Origin of the sequence: Dehalobacter sp. (genome assembly GCF_030063005.1) — a bacterium.
Lineage (GTDB): Bacteria > Bacillota > Desulfitobacteriia > Desulfitobacteriales > Syntrophobotulaceae > Dehalobacter > Dehalobacter restrictus.
This window is the reverse complement of sequence record NZ_JAPDHR010000052.1, coordinates 64,204-85,010: the sequence shown is the minus strand read 5'-3', so window position 1 is coordinate 85,010 and position 20,807 is coordinate 64,204. Positions and strand designations below refer to the sequence as shown.

Below are 20,807 nucleotides of genomic sequence, written 5' to 3'. Positions count from 1 at the left end.
TCCCTTCCCCCTTAGACCTTTTCCAGTTTCTTTCCGCCCTTTTTCTTGACGGCAGCGGGTTTCACAAAAACGACTTCTTTGTCGGAAAGTTCGACCTTAATCATATCGCCTGCGTTATAAGTTCCTTCAAGAATCTTTTCAGACAGAGGATCCTCAATCATTTTTTGGATAGCCCTCCGTAAAGGACGCGCCCCATAAGTCGGATCATTACCCTCTTCTGCCAGATGCTCCAGAACCTCATCATCCAGGACCAGTTCAAGTTCCTGCTCTTTTAGTCGTTTGCTGACATCCTTGATCAGGATTTTGGTAATCTTCACAAGATCGTCTTGCTTGAGCGGATGGAATACCACCATTTCATCCACTCTGTTCAAAAATTCCGGACGAAAAGTCTTCTTAAGTTCCTCCATGATCCTGGAACTCATGGATTTATATTCGCTTTCTTCGTTTCTTCCGGAGACAAAACCCAGAGATTCTTTTTTGAGGAAAGAAGCTCCGACGTTGGACGTCATAATCAATACGCAGTTGCGGAAATCCACAAGCCTTCCCTTAGAATCCGTGAGCCTGCCGTCTTCCAGTACCTGCAACAGAATATTAAACACTTCAGGATGGGCCTTCTCTATTTCGTCAAACAGAATGACGCTGTATGGTTTCCTGCGGACCGCCTCCGTAAGCTGACCACCTTCATCATGACCGACATATCCCGGAGGCGAACCTACCATCCTGGATACGGCATGCTTTTCCATATATTCGGACATATCAACTCTGATCAACGAATTTTCATCCCCAAACAGAGATTCAGCCAAAGACCTCGCCAGCTGGGTTTTTCCGACTCCTGTCGGTCCGAGGAAGATAAACGAACCAATGGGCCGCTTAGGGTCTTTGAGTCCCGCCCTGGCCCGTCTGATCGAACGGGCAACAGCCGTGACTGCCTCGTCCTGTCCGATCACGCTGTCATGCAGAAGGGATTCCAATTTCAAGAGTCTGAAGCTTTCTCCTTCTTCCAGTTTATTCAGTGGGACTCCTGTCCAACTTGATACGATTCTGGAGATATCCTCTGGCCCCACGACCATCCGGTCCTTTTCTCGGCTTTCCTCCCAGTTCTTACGAATCTCGCTGAGCTTTTCGCGTTTCTTTTGCTCTTCGTCTCTGATTTCGGCAGCCTTTTCGAATTCCTGCCTTTTTACGGCTGCTTCTTTTTCTTTCTTCAGATTTTCGATTTCTTCCTCCAGCTCTTTCAAATCCGACGGTGCCGTAAAACTGTGAATGCGAACTCTGGATGCAGCCTCATCAATTAAATCGATGGCTTTATCGGGCAAAAATCTGTCGGAAATATACCTGTCGGACAAGCGCGCTGCCATATCAATTGCCTCATCGGATATCTTCACCCTGTGATGGGCTTCATACTTGTCCCTTAAGCCCTTCAGAATGGCCACGGTTTCCTCAACTGTAGGCTCTCCTACCTTAATCGGTTGAAAACGTCTTTCCAAGGCTGGATCACGTTCAATATGCTTACGGTATTCATCGAGTGTCGTTGCTCCGATACATTGCATTTCTCCTCTGGCCAGAGCCGGTTTCAGAATATTGGCTGCGTCAATGGCTCCTTCGGCAGCCCCCGCTCCGATCAGGGTATGGAGTTCGTCGATGAAGACGACCACGTTGCCCGCCAGCCGGATTTCTTCCATGACTTTTTTCATTCTCTCTTCAAATTCACCGCGATATTTTGTCCCTGCTACCATCGAAGAAAGATCGAGTGTTACAACCCGTTTATCGACAAGGATCTCCGGCACTTGGTTGTTAACAATCCTTTGGGCCAAACCCTCGGCGATGGCCGTTTTTCCGACCCCGGGTTCTCCAATCAATACAGGGTTATTCTTCGTCCGGCGGCTCAGCACCTGAATGACTCTTTCAATCTCATTTCCCCGGCCGACGACGGGGTCAAGCTTCCCTTCAGCGGCCATAACCGTCAAGTCCCGTCCGAACTCGTTTAAAGTCGGTGTTCCACCTGCCTGTCCGGGTTTGCTGTTATTCGCGGCGGAACTTCCGGGCATTGATGTGCCTTCGGTTTCTCCTCCCAGGAGCTCTACAACCTGCTCCCATATTTTTTCCGGGCTGATCTTAAGATCCGCCAGGACTCTCGCAGCAATTCCTTCTCCCTCAATGATCATGCCAAGCAGAATGTGCTCGGTTCCGATATAATTGACCCCCTGGCGTTGAGCCTCTTCGGTGGCAAGCTGAATCACGCGCTTCACTCGCGGAGACAATCCGACCTCTCCGCTGATAGGGGTTCCTACGCCAATGATCTGGGTAATCTTTGCGCTTACCTTGTCAGGATCCAATCCAATCCCGGTCAGCGCCTTCGCGGCAACTCCTTCTCCTTCTTCAATCAAAGCCAAAAGAATATGCTCAGTCCCTATAATCTTATGGCCCATGCGTTTGGCAATCGCCTCAGCAAGCATAAATACTTTTTCTGCCTTTTGCGTAAATTTTCTTGACATTTTGATCCTTCCTTTCCAAATCTATCGGCGTTTAATTTACATTCTCACTCATTTTGTGATGATAGATTCCACGCACAAAATTAGCTCTTTCTGCGTTAATATGATAAGCATCCAGCTGCTTATTGAGATTATATTGCAGACATCCCTGCATTGAGTTAATCAAGACAGACACGAAACCTGCAGAAACTCTAGATAAAATGCCCATATCAATGCCCAGCCGGTCCTCCGATAGAAGTGAATAGATCTCTTCCGTTTCAAGGATCCTGACATTTTCCAAAGTCCCCCGGGCCCTCCATACTTTGTCTTCGACGATAAGCGGAGATTCTTTGCGAATAACTTCCCGCATCTGGACTTCCCGTTCCATCAGCTGCCGCGTCACCGCATCAAGATGCGTTAAGGTGTCCTCTTCACTCTTGCCTAAAGTAACCTGGTTGGATATCTGAAAGATATTTCCGAAGGGCCTGGAGCCTTCACCGTACAGACCGCGTACTGCCAACCCAAGCGAAGTCAGGGCACCCAGAACCTGCTGGACCTGATTGGTCAGCACCAGGGCTGGCAAGTGAACCATCACGGATACTCTCAGGCCGGTTCCAACATTGGTGGGGCAAGTCGTCAAATAGCCAAGCTTTTCTTTATAAGCAATATCCAGATGCGCTTCCAGATGATCATCGACCAATCCTGCAAGATGCCAAGCTTCCCTGAGGCTGTTCCCCGGCATCAGCACCTGAATTCTCAGGTGATCTTCTTCATTGACCATGACTGCAATTTTATGGCTTTCGGACAAGGCCAGACCGCGTGCATATTCAGTCTCGTTAAAACCCGGGCTGACCAGATGCTTTTCAATCAATACCTTCTTCTCCACCGGAATAAGCATTTTCAATGGAATATAAACAAGCTTTTCCCCTTCAGCGGTAAAACCGTCCAGGACGCCGGAAATCTGTGCTTCAATTTTTTCGGCATCATCATGGGACATGACGTGAGGGAAAGGATTGTCCGCGATATTTCTGGCCAGTCTGATCCTGGAACTCAGTACAATCGGAATGTCCAGGGTATCCTTCATCCAGAAGCTGTCTTTGGCAAGCAGTTCCCGATAAGTCATTTGCTTTCACCTCCGACAGTATTCTCCATTTCTTTAATCCGGTCTCTTAATATAGCTGCCTCTTCAAACTTTTCTGCTTTTACTAGCTCCAAGAGTTGTTCTTTCGATTTGACTATTTCCTGTTTGTTTCGGAACGAAGCGCCTCGTCTTACCGGCACTTTCCCGACATGCATCCCTCTTCCATGGATCCGGCGCAGGAGCATTTCCATTTGGGGCTCAAATTCATCGTAACATTTGCTACAGCCCATTTTCCCGGCTTGCTGTATCTGGGAAAAAGTTCTTCCGCACCCGGGACATTTTCCGGGCTGACTGTCTACGATCGTCTGATCATACTGTCCTGCCGGATTTACCCCAAATAATGCCTGTAAAAAATCCGATACCATTCCAGGGTAGAGATTGAAGCCGGTACCAGGCGCTTTCTGAGCACATTCCTGGCAAAGATGAAGCTGCGCCGCCTGTCCATTAATGATTTTGGTCAGATGAACCACAGCCTCCCGTTGTTGACAGTTCTGACAAAGCATTGCTATTCCCCCGATCAATCATTAACATCGTCCCGGCACATATTCGCCAGTATTTCTTTCATCATACGGGCCCTAAGCGTAGAAGGCAAATTCGTCACTCCAGCCAAAAGCCGGTCGGAAAAAATCGTTTTTACCAGGATTGCTTCTCTTTTGGTGAACAGCTCTTCTTCTCTGAGTCTGTCCACAAGATTGTTAGCCCGATCCTGGGAAAGGTCATCCCCAATGAGTTCCGACATGAGTCTCTGGAATTTACCCTCAGGATCAAGTCCCAGCCTAACAATCCTTAAATATCCGCCGCCGCCTCTTCTGCTTTCAACAAGATAGCCGCGTTCTGCAGTAAACCTCGTTGTAAGAACATAGTTAATCTGGGAAGGAGCACATGAAAAGAAATCAGCAAGATAACCTCTTTGCAGGACAATATACCCAACTTCGGCCTGCTCTATAATCTTCTTGAGGTACTCCTCGATTCTGTCCGCCAAATTACTCATCGTCATCCATCCTTATTTCAATGTTGACCTTTGCTGACTTTATGACCTTTTTTGACCTTCGTAACTATTTTAACCCTTTTTGATCATTTTGAAAACTATTTTATTAAAAAAAACCTATCCGAAGATAGGTTTTTTTGCTCGCTGACTATAAAAAATTCAACATTGCTGTACTTAGCGAAAAGTCCTCAATCGCTGATAAAGAAATACCACAAACCGAAGGTGACCGCTGCAACAATCACAACCAGAATAACAAGCTTTAGTCCACCAAAGCCGCGTTTCTGTTCGAACTCAAAATCTAAGTCATCGTCATCGTCCGCACTCGGGTCATTTTTACTGTTCATGATATAACTATTTAAATCAGAAAAGCGGCTTCTTTCTTCCGCCCCTACTTCTGTTTCCTCCAGAGTACCCAGATCTGTCGGGTTCATAGCGGTATCTTCTGCGTTGTAGGCTTCATCAGCTTTATTCAAATCATCCGCTGCCTCAGTATCAGCAAGCGGGCTGAAGCTGTCCGGACTTGTTTCCGCCGGATTTTTCATTTCATTAAAGTCATCTTCCAGGGAAGCCGCTTGGGAGATAAACAGTCTTTGCAGTTCATCCTGCCCCGAATTTTGATCACCAAGCAAAATCGTTCTGATCTCCTCATTGTCTTCATCCGAATCTCCGGCAAAAACAGGCCCTGCTTCCGCTTGATCCTCTTCCGGAGACTTCCCGGCCGTCCGGCCATATTCTCCGTTGGTCTGGTCAAATTCCCCGGTGTTCTGGTCATACTCGTCAATAGCACCGTCATTAATATCAGCCTCATCTTCAAGACTAAGCTGCCTTCTGATGCTTTCCGCATTTTCCTCGGACAGTTTGGGCTCTATATCTTTCCAATACAAGCCTCCCTCCAACAACTGCCGGAGTTCCTCAGGATCGAGCCAAATCTCTTTTTTCTTATCATTTTTCATTCTTATATTTCCCCCACAGGTTGAAAATTCAGTCGATTAAAGTATTATTTAGTAGTTCTACAAAGAAATTATTTATCCTTCGTGCCGTATTTCCCAATTTAGATAAAATTTGCATCTTCTCTTTTTCAGGATAAAATAGGATTAATAACTTTGATTAGAGAAAGAAGGAATCATATGCCGTCTCTTTATCCGGAATTTAAGTTTTGTCCCGTGTGTTCTGCCGCCCTGGAGTATAAACTAATTGAAGACAAAAAGAGGCAAAGCTGCCCGGCCTGTGACTATATCCACTGGGGGGAATACTCCCTGGGCGTAGGCGGTCTTTTGCTTCAAGACGACAAAGTACTCCTCGTCCAAAGAGCGCATAACCCCGGTAAAGGAAGATGGACTATTCCCGGCGGCTATGTAGAACAGAATGAAAAAATTGCCCAAGCGGTTGTCAGGGAAGTCCGCGAGGAAACCGGCATCCTGTCGAAGCCTGTAAGCATTCTGGCAGTCCGCGATTACCCTGAAGATATCCCGAACGTGAAACACAATATTTATATTGTCTTCTTTCTTCGCGGTCTGGGCGGTCAATTAAAACATGATCCGGTCGAGGTAATCCAGGCCGGTTTCTACTCGCTCGAAGATTGTCGTAATTTACCTATCGCCCCGATGAGTCTTGAAGTGATCACAAAAGCAATCGAACACACTGGAAAAGAGAATCCTTTCCCAGGACTAATTCACAAAGAAGGAGTCCCCGTATTCGGTGCGCTTTCCGAACTATTCACTTTTATCTAAGAATAGTTAAGATTAGGGTTAACCATGGTACTAATTATTAAGGGATATTTTACAATAAGTAAAATATCCCTCCCTGTCACAAACTATGATCATGCTAAAACGATATTTATTTTACGGGCTGATGGGCTGGAGCCTCGAAATAATCTGGACAGGACTTGATTCTTTTGTCCACGGGGATTTCCGGCTGATGGGCTTTACCAACCTTTGGATGTTCTTTATATATGGTTCCGCTGTTATTCTTGAACCTTTGCACGATTTGATTTCAGAGTGGAGGTGGCCGCTGAGGGGACTCGTTTGGCTCACAGCAATCTGGGGGATAGAATATACAAGCGGTCTGTTTCTGCTTAAAATTCTGGGGGTCTATCCGTGGCGGTATACGGATCCGCTGGCGATAAACGGACTTATTACGCTGAGCTTTGCGCCGGTGTGGTTTGCCGGCGGTCTTCTCTTTGAGCGAGTCCATCGGAAACTTGATGCTTTTGTCGTACTCACAAATAGATACACGGAAAGGTAACAAGCATCGGAAAGATAAAGTACGACGACGCATCAAGGCAGTACTATTCCGTCAAGATTTTTGCTAATTCTTCGGGGGTATTTACAGGCTCCCTGCAGGCAAAATCCCTGCAGACATAAACACAAAGAGTCTCACTGACAGGGTAATCTTGCATTCTCGGGATCACCTGCGCTAATGAACCGTCATTATAGGCCACGACAGCATGCGGATGAAAGTCTTTAAAAATGACGGCCTGCATTTTTTCTAATTCTTCATTACCGGCCGATCCGGACAATACCAGTTCCTCGCCCTGACTTAAGGCGTATTGGATTGCCTGAAGGAAAGCGGTGTATCCAGGAGGGTAGTCCTCAACAGCGTTTCGGAACGAATTAAGTTGTCTTTCGGCCAGTTCCTGCCATTTGGATAGGCCGGTAAGTCTCCACAGCCTCACTAGATTGCAGGCGCTCATCGAGTTCCCGGAAGGCATCGCACCGTCATAGATCTCCTTGGGCCTGAATAGCAGTTCTTCAGCATCTCTTCCGGTAAAATAATATCCGCCGTTTGTTTCATCCCGGAATAGTTTTTCCTGTTCTTCCTGCAGATGTATAGCCTGCTCCAGATATACTGTTTTTCCACACGCCATATAGAGTTCCAGCAGCCCATCAACCAGAAAAGCATAATCGTCAAGATAACCAGGTATACCTGCCTCACCATTCCTGTACCGGGCGAGCAGTCTGCCGCGTGAATCAAACATCCTGGCCATGATAAAGCCTGCGGCATTTTCTGCAGCCAGAAGTAGGCTCACTCTGTCGCTTCTCCAGGAGAGATCGCCTGCGAGCACCTGCACTCCTTTGGCTAGAGCACTGATCATCAAACCGTTCCAGGAAACCAGGATCTTATCATCTTTTGCTGGACGGGCCCTTTTTTCTCTCGCCTTAAACAGAATAGCATTGCAGAGGTTCAGCAATTCGTCGAGTTCATCTCCGGTCAAACTGCAGCGAAAAGCCAGATCGTCTCTGCCACTGAAGATTTGTGAAGGAATGTTTTTCCCTTCATAATTGCCTTCTTCCGTAATTCCATAAGCATCACAGTAGATTTCCACAATTTCTTCCGGTTGATTTAGAAAAGGTTCAAATTTATTTTTTGCATCTTTTGCTTTTTGAAGAAGTTCGATCCCTTCCTGCAGCGTTTTTCTGATTTCATCATTAGACCAAAGATAGTATTTGCCCTCTTCACCCTCGGAGTCTGCATCTTCTGCACAATAAAAGCCTCCTTCCGGAGAAGTCATATCGCGCAGAACATACCCAAATATATTTTGTGCAACCCGGCGGTATTTTTCCTTTTTGGTTTTCTGATAAGCTTCCAAATACACAAGGGCCAGACCGGCGTTGTCATAAAGCATTTTTTCAAAATGGGGAACCAGCCAGTAACGGTCTGTGCTATAGCGTGCAAAGCCAAACCCGATATGATCGAAGATCCCTCCGTCAGCCATGCTGTCCAATGTTTTTTCAACCATTACCAGTGCTTTGCTCTGTGGCTCTTCCATTGAATACCGCAATAAAAAACCCAGGTTATGGGGAGCCGGGAATTTCGGAGCACTACCGAATCCCCCGTATCGTGAATCAAACTTGTCTTCCTGCAGTGCATATCCTTTGTCCAGTACGTTTTTACCCCAGACAGCTATATCACCGCTGTCTTTTTCTTTCTCTGTAAATGGCAGGGTCTGCTTGTTCTTTGGCACGGCAGACGTGGCGTTTTTATCCCCACGATAATGCCTGGTAACTGTTTCGTAAAGTTCCGCTGCCGTTTGGATGACTTTATCTTTCTCTGTCTGCCACAGCTCACCTACCTGACTCAGAATATCCATGAGGCCGGGACGTCCGTAATGGCTGTGTTTCGGGAAATACGTTCCGGCAAAGAAAGGCTGTTTATCCGGCGTCATCAGCACAGTCAGTGGCCAGCCGCCTGCTCCGGTCATCATCTGACAATAGGTCATATACAACTGATCAATATCCGGTCTTTCTTCGCGATCCACCTTAATCGGAATATAACTGCGGTTCAGTATTGCGGCGACTTCTTCATCCTCAAAAGATTCCCGTTCCATGACATGACACCAGTGACAAGTTCATCATAGTAGACAAGTCAGCTATACCCAATAGAAAGGAAAACCGGCTTATCCTCGGCTTTTGCTTTGGCAAAGGCTTCATCACCCCAGGGATACCAATCCACTGGGTTATAGGCATGCTGAAGCAGATAAGGCGACTTTTCATTCGCTAATCTATTGGGTATTTTATTTTGATTGTCCACATGACCACCTCCTTTTTTTATGAATGTACACCCCATATGCACTTTCAATTTATTTGAAGTTGACAATTACTTTAATATCGTCTCCGTTTTTCTGCCAGACTATGCTTTCAATAATAGTACGGTAGAGATCATTGCGAGCCGCATTGTCGGTTGTTTCCGTAATATTTTCAAAAAAAGATTCCAACATCTTCTGCCGGTCTGCATTTGTAATTTTTGCGGTAGACTTCGCTTTTTTCTTTAGTTCATAAAGCGTATTGCTTGTATGATAAATTTCATCTTCCCACTTCTTTTTTCTTCTAAGCCATTCAGTTCGGCTGTAATCCCCATATTCATATGCGTCATTAACAACTTCCAATGCCCGCTTCTGTCTTTGAAGATTAGCGTCACATTCAATAATCATTTCATTAATGCTGTTTAGTGTATCATTTTCAGCCTCAGTTTCATTTACAATAAAGTCAACCTTGTATTTCTTTATTTCCTCAAGGACCATATTCTCAATGAAAGATATCCTTATACCTTCATTACGGCATTTTTCCCCCATGGGGTTAATATACCAGCACGGCTTCATAAATACTTCATTCCGCTTTACGTAGAAAGTATGGGAATGACCGCATTTTGCGCATTTAATCAGCCCGGAAAAAGCATATGTTTGATGGCGAGCCTTGGTACCGATCAGCTTCCTGTTTCCTATCAACTCAACAATTCTATCATGTTCTTCCTGCGTTTTAGCTGGCTCGTGACAGTTTTCGACCACTACCCATTCGCTTTTAGGCAAAACTTTTAAAGCCTTGGCGTTTGGGCGTTTCTGTTTATGACCATCACCCTGGGTCTTATTGCTGATAATTTTCCCTAAATGGGTTTCGTCTGTCAACAACCTATAAACAGTTTCTCCTCTCCAGTATTTCGACTTAACCGTAAGGATACCTTTTCTGTTAAAATTTTCAGCTATTTTCTGCGGAGGTATTCCTTTTATAGCTTCCTCAATCATATTTCTGTAAACAATATATCTTTCGTCATGGATGACAATTCCTTTGGGATTGTACTTATCTTTATAACGCTGATAGACATAAGGAAACGGCGGGATGCCGTTTGTCCATTGTCCCCGTCTCGCCCCAATTTTTTTGCCTTGGCGCAGCCTCTTGGTTATCATCTTGTATTCTTGCCGGGCAAAAAATCCCTTGAAATCGGCGTATGTATCATCAATATCATCATTCAGGTCGTAAATTTTATCCGGAGTGATAATGTAGGTATTGGATTTTTGAAAGGCTTTTTTAAGCCGGTCTTGCTCTCCCAGATCGCCCCGGCCTAACCTGTCATATTCAACAACACAGACAGCATCGTAAACCCCTTCCTCGACTTCCTTTAAAAGCTTGCAAATCTTCGGACGCAGATCGATGCTGTCTGATGTTCCGACTTCCATATATTCTACAAATTTAAAATTGTTTCTCTTGCATAGGTCAATGAGAACCATGCGATGCTTTTCCAAATCCTCCATGCTCTCGGCACGAGATTTCCTAATATATATAGCTACATATCGGATAATAAACTTTTTGCTCTCAATACCCAATATGCTCACCTCCAAACAAAATAAAGCATCACACTTAAATAAATGAAAAACAATTGCCTTTGTGAAATATTATCAATTCGCGAATAAGTAACGTCAAAGGTGCGAAATACAGAGGATTATTGTAATTTTAAGCTTTACAATTATGAACTGGACGGATCAGTATGTTTAACTCGTTGTTTTTTTGAAGTTGGTACAGCTTCTTTTGAAATTGTCTAAGCGCTTGGTTAGATGGTTTATTCGCAATTACAGTTATTTTTAGTTTGCTTTCGCCGGACATTATGCCGCCTCCTCATTATCCTAATGAATCTGCAGCAGTTAGGGTATGCCTTATTTAAGAACCACTTTTAGATTAAATTGGCATACCCTATGCCGCTTCTGTTTTGGTTTATTAAGGTTATTGGTTATATCCGGCAGACGGCGGTTGACCGTCTCATAGGAGTTTCACCTCCCCGTCAGCGACCGGGGCGCACTCTGGGACTTAACCTCGACTGCACGCAAGTATCATTATCCCGCCGTATGTGTCATGGCCATAAATGCTGCCAGCATTTAATTATTGCACGGGTATTTATCGCTTCCACTTTAAGGTGATCATGGCGCACCTGCAATCTGGCTTTCCTTTTACAGGACATACGGGGAAAGTACCGGATAAAACACATATTCAATTCTCAAAGACCTCCGAGGGGGTAGATAAAAGTCCCTCTATTAATCAGCAGATTTTTTGGCCGTTTGTACCCCCCCTTTTTGAAAATTTTTTAGAATTTTTTTCATTCTTTTGGTTAATGATCATCGAGAAACTAGGTATTAACTTCCTACTTTAAATCCCTTTAGTTTGTGCAAATCCCAATAGTTTTTGGAAATATAAAACACCGCAAATTTATATGCGGTGTGTCTATATTGGGGCTGATTATTGGAATCCATCAGACCAATTATGTCGGATAATGCAAATCCCAAGAAGATCCATTTAATTATATGCATTTTGAAAGTCTAATATTTTAATATTTTTAAAGCCCTATTTTAAAATTAATTCAGGATTCCTACTTCTATATCCGATTTTACCATCGCAAAGCTCCAATGAGAGTTGCTTTAGATCCATACCTTGGTCGAGGCAGTCGAAAAATAGTTTGTTAAATTGTTTTGATGGGCTATTTAATTGTATCTGCTCAATAAAAGGACTCATGGATACGATAATATAACTGATACTCCAACCATCCCTCAACATACTTAATAATCTGGTTAGTTGGTTCTCAAACCTCCGAGAAAAGATCCCCGGAAAGTTAATCCTAGCTTCTAAAGAAATAACACCTTTAGCCTCAACGATTATCTGCTCGGCATTATCAGCAAGACATAAATCTGCTTTATACCCTCCAATGTACTTTTCACGAACTACACTGTAATTGTTATCTGGATAAACAAACCCACTTTGAATCGCTTGTTCAAGACACTCATTTACTAGCCTTAAATCCAACAACACGTATTTATCTTTATGCCTGACAGCGAACAATGAAAATTTTGTCCTGCTTTTTGAATCACCATTCTCAGTTAATAAAACCACTTTATTTGTTAGCTGTATATACTTTTCCATTTTTGAAGAATTGGGGACATAGCATTCGTGAATTTGCTCATTAATCAAAACAAACCCGATAAATCTATTTTTTCCTTCTCTAATAAAAAGCCCTTCAATAAATTTTGCATATTTTTTCAATTATGTGCTTCCTTTTTTGCAATCATTTCAATCTTTAAACTAGTAATTCATCCATAACTAAAAACTAGACTTCTCATGGTAACTTGCAACGCAACAAATTTATTCAACGATTCAACTTTGCAAATACGAGAACAAGCCGTATCACCTATCCCATCAGTCAACCGTCAACACAATCTTGCCGCCAAAATTGTTTAATTCAAACACATCCGAATTATGCAGCCATTCATAGGAAACGGAGAATTCAAACGGGAACATTCGAGGAACAGATGATAAATCAGCAATTTCATAATAGGCTTTTTCTTTAAGATTTTGTATGGCCATCAGCAGTATTTGTATTGTTTTTGTATCGGTAACTTCATATTTTTTTATACGGTACGAGCCTACCTTCTCATTTTCGATAGCCCCGATCAGTTTCAAGGTTTGCAGTATCTTATCGCTGGAATGAAGCAAGGTTGTCCTGTCTCCCCAGACTTCAAACAATTTATCCTTTAGCCAAGCCGTTGTGAACGTATCCTGAATATTGGAGATTTTCCCGATCAAAGCACAAACATCAGAGAATACAGGATAGGCAAGCAGGATCATCCCCCAATGGATCGCTAATTTATTAGCTTTCTCATCCTTATAGGCTTCAAGCGCTTTCTGCTTCATTAAAGCAATTTTTTCAGGAGTCCTTACCCATATAGTCATCAAAATTTCCCGTGTCTTCCGAAGGACAGTGGGACTTTTTATTTCAAATGATAGATATTCGTTTAATTCCTCTTTAATCTGAGCTTCATTTTTATCCTCTAAAATAAGTTCCACTGTCTTGTTTAGCCATTCCAATTTAATCGAGCGAGACAATCCTATCAGCTTTGCCATTTAATCTACCGCCTTTATCGTTATGAAGGGGACAATCACTTCGTCAATGGAAATGCCTCCATGTGTCATTACTTCATCATTTTTATTGTCAAAAGAAACTCCAGCTTCGCAGACGTAATAATTATAATCTTTATTAAGATAATAGCCGGGATAAGTCAGGACCTTATCTGCAAAGTAATCTTTTTCTTCCGCAAAATCTTTAAGTACAAACATTCTTTTCGATTTGGTTTCAACCTCAACTCCGACATTACGAATAGCGCCTACTCCAATGCACGGCGTATTACCGTGATCGGAAGTTATATAAACAGTAAAGCCCTTCACTGTCAAATCTTTAATAAGTGCCTGCAGCTTTCCCTCCTGGGCCATTAGCGTAATGTCATTATACATTCCCCTACGCCCTTGCTTTTGGCCGTGAACGATGTCATCAACGTCATTAATAATGATAGCCGCAAACTTCGTAAATTTACCGATGGGCGGCTCATATCCCTTCGTGTATAAGCTTTGCCGTCTCGTATATCTGGCATTGGCCGCAGCTTCCAAAAATCCCTTTTCTTCTTTACTTAGAGAAAAGGGGTTCTCCAACTGGCGCGGATATTTTCCACTCAGTAAACCTTGCCGAGAAATCGGTGTTGTCGTAGGTATAAGCGCATAAGTACACTGAAAGTCAAAATCAATGCCGTCCAAATGTCTGGAGATGATCTCGAAGTCAAACAAGGACATGCCATCCATGACGATAAGTGCCGTTTTGCCATGCGCAATGAAATCAATTACTTTAGGGAGAATCGCCGGAGCCAAACTATTAGTTTGGCCGGAAAGCTTTTGATAACCATCAAATACAAACTTTTCAAAGGCAACGTCAACGAAGCTTGTACTGATCGAGACATTGGCTTTAGCTGCATAAAATTCTAGTAAAGCCTTTTTACGAGCAATGTCAATCCACTCACATGATTTAATAGCGGATAGTTCTCCGGAAGGCAAGAGACTATCAATTATTGTTGTACAATATTCTGTGACATTTTGCTTTGAAAATACGGTTTCGACAATAAATCTCTCTGCCTTCTCTTTATTTTCACAGGGCGAATAAAGTTCGCCATAGGCAAAACTAATCAAGTCGATGTCTTTGATATATTTTCTTACGATATCTTCATTTAGCTTGGGGAATAAGGTTCTGATCGAAAGCTCAATCTCAAAGAACCTCTTCCTAATGTCATAGGGTACATAGATATCTGATGAAACAATAATCGCCCATTTTGTATCGGCTTTTTTTATCTCTTGCTCGTAAAGAAGCCGAAAGGCTTCAATATCTATATACTGGATAACTTCATAATGTTGAGTCTTAAGCAGCCTAGTGTAATCGTAAGCAGCACAAAAATCACCGGTATCAAATATCAGCAAACGCTTTTCATATTGAAGGGAAAGATATTCAGCTATTTGTTTCTCGATCATAATCTACTCCATATACACCATCATTATCAGTTTGAATTCAGGACAGAGTTTCTTTCCTGACTGGTAGTTTGCTTCCATCTGTGCTTTTTCCCGGCCTAAGGACATGAGTTTATGCTGCCTGATATTCTCTATACCGATGTGCTGAGCGGCTTCAACTCGCAAGTTTAAAGCATATAAATATTTTCTATACGTTTCTTCATTGCGGTTTTCAAGCTCTGTTTTTAGGGCTAAGAAAATATCATAGGTAAATTCTTGCGAAACTGTATAAAGTTTAGACCATGTTTCCCTATCAAGCATATCTCCCTCGTAAGCTGTAACCAGCTTTGTTGGATCTAAAATCGCCTCCCAAAGCTTCTTCCCAGCCATCGGACGCAAAATAAAGTCTTGATTTACGAAAATAGGGATGATTTTTTGCCCCTGGCTATCTGAGGATACGGATAACTGCCAAAGCATAAAATAGCCTTTTTCATTGGGAAAATCTTTTATGGTAACCTTCAGGATATAGCTTTCCATCTCTTGTTCAATTTCTTTGTTCAGATGGCTGATAATTACGGAATCGTTAATGCTAAACTCCTCAATCGCCAGATAAGGATTGCCCTTAAAGTTTTCATAATAAGTAACCATCTGCCTTAACGCAGCCTCAAAGTCAAAGGTGGACTCTGTCCCGATCATCGAAGTTAGATCTTTTTCTTCCTTGATAAGATCTTTAACGCGCATTGTATTCTGAACTTGCTTTTTTAAATCTTCTTCAACCGGACCAATGCTAAATTCAATTTTTTGGGGATTGCGGATAGAGTTCATGTACGCATCCGTAAAATTAAGCTCAGCGGTTTCACTGTCCAGCACATCGGAATACTTATCTACGCCTATTTCTTTAAGAATGATGGAAAGCTTTTCTTCCAACACATCTTTGACCCGGTTTTCAACAGTGTCCGCTAAAGTAAAGTTAAAAATAAAAACATCACTCTGCTGTCCGATACGGTCAACCCGTCCGATACGCTGTTCAATCTTCATTGGATTCCAGGGCAGGTCATAATTAATGACGCAGTTAGAGAACTGCAGGTTTAGGCCCTCACCACCAGCATCAGTGGATATAAGAATATCCGTATCCTTTTTAAATTCCTGAAGTACAGCGTTTCGTTCCTCAATATTCATGCTGCCATTAAGAATGGAAATTGAGTAGCCCCGGTCTTGCAGCAGTCTTTGAAGATATTTTTGTGTCGCCACAAACTCAGTAAAGATGATGACTTTTCTTTTCCGCTCTTGAACAAACAATCCATCGATTATTTCAAGCAACGGCTCGATCTTTACATCAAGATACTGGAACTCCGCTTGCTTAGCAATGGCAATGATACTGTCCAGCTGAGCGATTTCTTCTTTGATGTCGAGTGAAATAGCAGCAATAGCATCTTCCATATTTTCTTCCAGTTCCATCTCGGCAAATTCTTCTTCGGTCATGAATTGAGATTTGAAGGCTTGGTCCTCTAAAACTTTAATCCGGCGCTCCATGCTTTCTCTGACCGCACTCGTACTGCTGGTGACTAACCGCTGCATCATAATGAGCAAAAATACGAACCACATATTTTTACCACGATTGCGCATGGCCTTATTATAATTTTTGGAAACATATTCCGATACCATTTCATAGAGCTTACGCTGCAAGGAATGACGTTCGTCCCAATGCAATTCAATCGCTTTGGTGCTCCGGTTTTTGAAAAGTTTATTGCCGCTGTTATCGATCGCTTCACGCTTTTCGGTACGGATGATATAAGGAGCAACCTGTTCTTTGACAACCGCATTAATATTTGGGAAAGCCTTTTCATCAATCAAGCGTACAAGCCGTAAAAAGGGTTCTGTTTTGCCATTGTGCGGTGTTGCAGTCAGCAAAAGCAAATAAGGACTTGCCGCTGATAAAAGATTGCCAAGCTTATATCTCGCCACTTCGCCGGAACTCCCGGCTACCCTGTGCGCCTCATCGATAACAACCAAGTCCCAACCGCTGTTGATAATAGAATAAATTCGTTCTTCATTGTACTCTTCTATCTTCTCTGCTGTCCAGCCAACTCGTCTTTCCAGAGGTTTAATAGAGTCCATCGGCGAAATTACTTGGTCAAACTGCCCGTAAACATCGTCCTTATCGGTGATCTTGCGGATGGTCTCATAATCTTCCGGCAGAATGACATTGAACTTCTCAGCAAACTTTTCCTGCATTTCAAGACTCCATTGGGTTACAAGACCCGTAGGACAGACAATCAGTATCCGCTTAATAAGCCCTCTGGTTTTTAATTCTTTAATAATCAGTCCGGCTTCAATCGTTTTACCAAGACCAACTTCATCTGCCAGGATGTATCGAACATTATTGTCTGATAAGGCCCGATTAAGTACATGAAGTTGATGTGGTAAAGGAATAATCCCGCTGGAGAGCTTTGACAGGATACCTCCGGCGGTTTCGTTCTTGATCTTAGAAAGCAAAGCAACATACCGAAGGTAGATCTCATTGTAGTTTTCTTCAGGTGCTTCGATACAGATATCATCTGCGGCTAATTTGTAAACTGTACCAGCGGAAGCATTGAAGACTTTATAGGATACATAGCCCCATGCTTCGCTGACTTCCATTATCTGAACACGCTCTTTTTTCATTGTATCAAAAACATGTTGGCCGACAGTGAACACGCTTATTCCCCTTCAGTCTTATTGTTGTCTTTATTCTGGTCCTGTGCAAATTCCAATTTCGTCGGAATAGCTGTTGTTTGAACTGCTTTCATTGGGCTTTTATCATTTTGTGGATTAGTGGAACATATACTATTTTCGGACAATTCACCAACATTTAGAGCTTTATCATTAATCATTTCGATTATTTCCTCCTGTGATTGGTCGTTTATCTCCTCCACTACGCTGTTCCGTGGTTGGAATCTGAGGAGTCTGAACTTGTTTCATCGGGCTTTGAGATTCTTGGCCCGAGCCATTATCCCCACATCTATTATTTTTGAATAAACTCATTATTTCACCTCAAATCATTACACATATTGCAACTATAAACCAAAAGATAATACACCCAATAGAAGCATAAAAGCTTCCCATAGATATTCTAATTAGCAAAACACGTCTGTCATTAATGTCTGCTTTGCTTTTTTGCACTTTCCCAACCAATTGAACCCACTGTTTTAGTTGCTGTGACTCTTTTAAAGATTGTTGCCAGTTGTCGTCAATGAATTGCTCAATTTCTGAAACAGAAGGGAAAGTTTCATATTTTCTCCTTCTTTGTGCTAATGATGCGGTAACAAGACTAATAAGTAAACAAAGGACAATAGAAGAAAAGGCTAACAAAAGGAATTCATATGATAATTTTCCCTTATCATGAATGAAAATCCTGTCTGCATTTGACTCGACTGTTGTATGAGAGAATTTTCGCGATTTGATTCGCTCTCATATTTCATTTGACTAAGCTCTTTGACATGTCGGTACAACGAAACTGCTTGCCGCTCCCGAATGAATTCTTGGCTTGATTCATCTTTTTTTAGCCTAACATTTACTACCAGTTTTCTCCGCAATACAAGTCACCCTATATCCTTCCTAAGCTAATGTCATAATACATCAGCAGCTTATCATCCTCTTGGATAACGGTTTCCGGTAAACGGTCAGCTGTATCAACTATCAACTTATAATTCTTCTCTACCCAAAGCTTAGCAAAACCTACTCTAATTGCTTCCGTGCGGAATAGTTTGAGCTTACCTTTTGTAACCAAATACCCCTCAAATTCTTTGAGTAGCTTCTTTTCACGAAGCTTTGCAACATCAGCAGCCTTTGTAATATCTGGTATGTACCATTTACCTTTGTCATCTTGAAGAAAATTGTCTTCAAGCAAAACAGATAGTTCAGGCATTGCTTCGAACTTATCAATGGTTTTAATTTCCTGCATGAACTTTGGCTGGATTTCGGCATAAGTTTGCGGCTTTTCGAGCTGTTGGTAGAGCCAGGCAATGGCAGATTTTTCATTTGTGACAAAGAGATCGAACTGTATTGGTTCAATATCATTTATAATACGGGCAGTATCATATTCGTTAACTTGATCAGTAAGGAAATACATTCCGTCACGCTTTAAGAACTTCTCATCTAGACCATTGTAGAAGTCAATTGCATCTAATGGAACAGCAATGCTATTTATAATATGATAGGCCACCATGCGATCAAATAACAAATACGCTTGACGTTCTGCAATTAGCTCAATTTTTCCCTCTTTAAGAACGACAACCGGAAGATTTTCAAGATGTTGTCGTACAAAACTCCATGCAGTTTCATTACTTCCCGCATGAGAAACAAAATCCCTTTTAAAGCTATCTTTTGGTTTATATGCCGAAATTACAAGGTCTTGCTTTACTGCACTTGATGTTGTTACCTGCTTAAAGCTACCTTGTTTTTTGTCAAGGGTTCTTACATCTGCAATGATAAACCCAGCTCTAAGTAGTGATTCTTGAATTGCATTCCAAACGGAATTTTTCGAATTATGGAATTCAACAGTTATCCAGCGATTCGGCTTTAAAATACGAAAAAACTCTGCAAAGCACTGGGTCATCAACTGTTGGTATTCAACTAATCCTTTTCCTTGCACCCTATTAATTATTGCTTCAGACTTAATATTTGTCTTAATTTTTAACCATGCTTCCCAAATGAAGCTCAATTCTGAATAATTAAGGTTCTCTCCGAAAGGCGGGTCGGTAAAAATGTAGTCAATTGAGTTTGAAGCAATATTCCTCAAGTCTGTAGAAGAAGCGGTACTGCATATACCACCTTGGAATGCAAATGTTTTGCTAAAGGCCTTAGAGAAATCGGAAATTTTACTACGAATGAGCTTAAAAACATTTGTTTCAGCAACTAACGACGGAACGTACAATGTGCCATTTAAAGGACCGTTACCACGGTGTCCCATGTTATACCTAACTAATTTTGAGGATAGAGTGGCATTGATTGATTGAAATACTATCTGTGTTTTTGTTTTTTGTATAAGATTGTTTATACAAGCAAGGACATACAAGTTTCTTTTTGTATAAAACTGATGTACATAATAAATTCCATGTGAACGTTTAGGTTGTTCAGTATTATACCCATCAGGCAATGCATCATTTGGATACCAATATGGGTTACGCATGTGGTCAATTTTTTCTATTAAAGCTAAATCCTCATCGTCAGGCAATTTCGTATACTGTTTTCCGTTATATATATAGTTGATAAGGACAGGTACTTGCTTTGCTATAAATTCTGTCGTATCCTTTAACATGCCAATTTCCATTGTCTGTGCGCGTTCGCAGTCCTTTTTCGATAATTCCATACCGCAATGCGAGCAATGGAATACTTCATTAACCTTTTCTTTATCTTTATCAAATGCAACATCCCAAAAAACAAGTTCAGTCCCGCATTGTGGACATATTAGAATATCTGACCACACTGTATAGTTAATCCTGCCAATTGGCTTTTTATTATCGTAAGATATATTAACTTCATTTATGCTTCTTGTGTGATAGGTTTGATACATCCACCCACATTCTTTTTCACACTGGTCCATTATTCTAAGTGCCTCTTGCTCAAACTCAAACACTTTTGTTGGTGTATTATAATTAAATGAAATAAACTGAGCTGCAGGCGACAGATCATTTAAAATAGCATTTCTAGAACCCCATACTATTTTTTTTTGCTTTTGTTCAAAATCGTATCTCATTTCAAGATCTGCACAACCACACATCTGTGCAGCAACCCCTGTCATTCCAGTTCCAGAAAAGCCATCGAAAACAATATCACCAGGTTTCGTATAGTGAAGAATATAACGCATAATTGCCTTGTAAGGAACCTTTGTATGATAGCTATGGGCCATATAGATCGGGTCATTTTTGCCTTCACTAACATCCGCGGCAAAAGGTTCCCGATGATAATCATCCGTCGCTTCATCATAGGGCTTTCCATTTTCACGGATAAAATCTTCAATAAACGGATTGGGGCAAGCCGTATAGTATGGAGGATTAGACAGAGCAATAATATCCTCATCTTTGGCAATGGGAAAGCCCTCTATTTGACGTACCTTATCGATATCTTCTTTAGTGAATTTCATATTA

18 protein-coding genes are annotated in these 20,807 nt (G+C 42.1%); 2 read left to right on the top strand and 16 right to left on the bottom strand.

Annotation, left to right across the window (positions count from 1 at the left end):
- Positions 1-11 precede the first annotated feature (11 nt).
- The 5 genes from OKX56_RS13005 to OKX56_RS12985 form a co-directional block, all read right to left on the bottom strand.
- Positions 12-2,495 carry an ATP-dependent Clp protease ATP-binding subunit gene (locus OKX56_RS13005; protein WP_019225187.1) on the bottom strand — a complete coding sequence of 828 codons (2,484 nt, stop codon included), beginning with the start codon at positions 2,493-2,495 and terminating at the stop codon, positions 12-14.
- 31 nt (positions 2,496-2,526) lie between these two features.
- Positions 2,527-3,594 (bottom strand): protein arginine kinase, encoded by a 1,068-nt coding sequence (locus OKX56_RS13000; RefSeq protein WP_019225186.1) that lies wholly within the window; start codon positions 3,592-3,594, stop codon positions 2,527-2,529.
- On the bottom strand, positions 3,591-4,115 hold the full coding sequence (locus OKX56_RS12995) for a UvrB/UvrC motif-containing protein (RefSeq protein WP_019225185.1): 525 nt from the start codon (positions 4,113-4,115) through the stop codon (positions 3,591-3,593). The genes OKX56_RS13000 and OKX56_RS12995 overlap by 4 nt, the downstream gene beginning before the upstream one ends.
- Positions 4,116-4,129: 14 nt before the next feature.
- The gene (locus OKX56_RS12990) at positions 4,130-4,603 is read right to left on the bottom strand and encodes a CtsR family transcriptional regulator (protein WP_019225184.1); all 474 of its coding nucleotides are present in this window, start codon (positions 4,601-4,603) and stop codon (positions 4,130-4,132) included.
- A gap of 185 nt (positions 4,604-4,788) precedes the next feature.
- A complete protein-coding gene (locus OKX56_RS12985) occupies positions 4,789-5,553 on the bottom strand; it encodes a hypothetical protein (protein WP_019225183.1) in 765 nt (254 codons plus the stop codon).
- A 174-nt stretch (positions 5,554-5,727) separates the two neighbouring features.
- Between OKX56_RS12985 and OKX56_RS12980 the strand changes: the two genes are divergently transcribed.
- Positions 5,728-6,330, top strand: a complete 603-nt coding sequence (locus OKX56_RS12980) for an NUDIX hydrolase (protein ID WP_019225182.1) — start codon at positions 5,728-5,730, stop codon at positions 6,328-6,330.
- 91 nt (positions 6,331-6,421) lie between these two features.
- Complete coding sequence (locus OKX56_RS12975) at positions 6,422-6,844, top strand: putative ABC transporter permease (protein WP_025205195.1); 423 nt, start codon at positions 6,422-6,424, stop codon at positions 6,842-6,844.
- Positions 6,845-6,887: 43 nt separating this feature from the next.
- Here the strand turns inward: OKX56_RS12975 and OKX56_RS12970 are convergent, their stop codons facing one another.
- From OKX56_RS12970 to OKX56_RS12920, 11 genes are all read right to left on the bottom strand, one after another.
- On the bottom strand, positions 6,888-8,927 hold the full coding sequence (locus OKX56_RS12970) for a thioredoxin domain-containing protein (RefSeq protein ID WP_038603066.1): 2,040 nt from the start codon (positions 8,925-8,927) through the stop codon (positions 6,888-6,890).
- 38 nt (positions 8,928-8,965) lie between these two features.
- Entirely contained in the window at positions 8,966-9,130 is a 165-nt protein-coding gene (locus OKX56_RS15055; RefSeq protein WP_287896808.1) for a DUF255 domain-containing protein, read from the bottom strand.
- Between the two features lie 49 nt (positions 9,131-9,179).
- Positions 9,180-10,706: a recombinase family protein gene (locus OKX56_RS12960; protein WP_287896853.1), complete on the bottom strand. Its 1,527-nt coding sequence runs from the start codon at positions 10,704-10,706 to the stop codon at positions 9,180-9,182.
- A gap of 118 nt (positions 10,707-10,824) precedes the next feature.
- Positions 10,825-10,974: a hypothetical protein gene (locus OKX56_RS12955; protein WP_287896806.1), complete on the bottom strand. Its 150-nt coding sequence runs from the start codon at positions 10,972-10,974 to the stop codon at positions 10,825-10,827.
- A 732-nt stretch (positions 10,975-11,706) separates the two neighbouring features.
- The gene (locus OKX56_RS12950; RefSeq protein WP_287896804.1) at positions 11,707-12,399 is read right to left on the bottom strand and encodes a DNA/RNA nuclease SfsA; all 693 of its coding nucleotides are present in this window, start codon (positions 12,397-12,399) and stop codon (positions 11,707-11,709) included.
- Positions 12,400-12,552: 153 nt separating this feature from the next.
- Complete coding sequence (locus OKX56_RS12945; RefSeq protein WP_287896802.1) at positions 12,553-13,257, bottom strand: hypothetical protein; 705 nt, start codon at positions 13,255-13,257, stop codon at positions 12,553-12,555.
- Positions 13,258-14,703, bottom strand: a complete 1,446-nt coding sequence (locus tag OKX56_RS12940; protein WP_287896800.1) for a PglZ domain-containing protein — start codon at positions 14,701-14,703, stop codon at positions 13,258-13,260. It lies immediately after the preceding gene.
- A gap of 3 nt (positions 14,704-14,706) precedes the next feature.
- The gene (locus tag OKX56_RS12935; RefSeq protein ID WP_287896798.1) at positions 14,707-17,376 is read right to left on the bottom strand and encodes a DEAD/DEAH box helicase; all 2,670 of its coding nucleotides are present in this window, start codon (positions 17,374-17,376) and stop codon (positions 14,707-14,709) included.
- Positions 17,377-17,378: 2 nt separating this feature from the next.
- Positions 17,379-17,552: a hypothetical protein gene (locus OKX56_RS12930; protein ID WP_287896796.1), complete on the bottom strand. Its 174-nt coding sequence runs from the start codon at positions 17,550-17,552 to the stop codon at positions 17,379-17,381.
- 160 nt (positions 17,553-17,712) lie between these two features.
- Positions 17,713-18,030: a hypothetical protein gene (locus OKX56_RS12925; RefSeq protein ID WP_287896794.1), complete on the bottom strand. Its 318-nt coding sequence runs from the start codon at positions 18,028-18,030 to the stop codon at positions 17,713-17,715.
- Between the two features lie 235 nt (positions 18,031-18,265).
- A complete protein-coding gene (locus OKX56_RS12920; RefSeq protein ID WP_287896792.1) occupies positions 18,266-20,803 on the bottom strand; it encodes a DNA methyltransferase in 2,538 nt (845 codons plus the stop codon).
- Positions 20,804-20,807: the final 4 nt, after the last annotated feature.

Bases quoted from the DNA above. Each gene is read 5' to 3' on its own strand.
- OKX56_RS12990 (WP_019225184.1), bottom strand. From the start codon at position 4,603: ATGAGTAATTTGGCGGACAGAATCGAGGAGTACCTCAAGAAGATTATA.
- OKX56_RS12945 (WP_287896802.1), bottom strand. From the start codon at position 13,257: ATGGCAAAGCTGATAGGATTGTCTCGCTCGATTAAATTGGAATGGCTA.
- OKX56_RS13005 (WP_019225187.1), bottom strand. From the start codon at position 2,495: ATGTCAAGAAAATTTACGCAAAAGGCAGAAAAAGTATTTATGCTTGCT.
- OKX56_RS13000 (WP_019225186.1), bottom strand. From the start codon at position 3,594: ATGACTTATCGGGAACTGCTTGCCAAAGACAGCTTCTGGATGAAGGAT.
- OKX56_RS12970 (WP_038603066.1), bottom strand. From the start codon at position 8,927: ATGGAACGGGAATCTTTTGAGGATGAAGAAGTCGCCGCAATACTGAAC.
- OKX56_RS12985 (WP_019225183.1), bottom strand. From the start codon at position 5,553: ATGAAAAATGATAAGAAAAAAGAGATTTGGCTCGATCCTGAGGAACTC.
- OKX56_RS12955 (WP_287896806.1), bottom strand. From the start codon at position 10,974: ATGTCCGGCGAAAGCAAACTAAAAATAACTGTAATTGCGAATAAACCA.
- OKX56_RS12980 (WP_019225182.1), top strand. From the start codon at position 5,728: ATGCCGTCTCTTTATCCGGAATTTAAGTTTTGTCCCGTGTGTTCTGCC.
- OKX56_RS12920 (WP_287896792.1), bottom strand. From the start codon at position 20,803: ATGAAATTCACTAAAGAAGATATCGATAAGGTACGTCAAATAGAGGGC.
- OKX56_RS12930 (WP_287896796.1), bottom strand. From the start codon at position 17,552: ATGATTAATGATAAAGCTCTAAATGTTGGTGAATTGTCCGAAAATAGT.
- OKX56_RS12975 (WP_025205195.1), top strand. From the start codon at position 6,422: ATGCTAAAACGATATTTATTTTACGGGCTGATGGGCTGGAGCCTCGAA.
- OKX56_RS12940 (WP_287896800.1), bottom strand. From the start codon at position 14,703: ATGATCGAGAAACAAATAGCTGAATATCTTTCCCTTCAATATGAAAAG.
- OKX56_RS12995 (WP_019225185.1), bottom strand. From the start codon at position 4,115: ATGCTTTGTCAGAACTGTCAACAACGGGAGGCTGTGGTTCATCTGACC.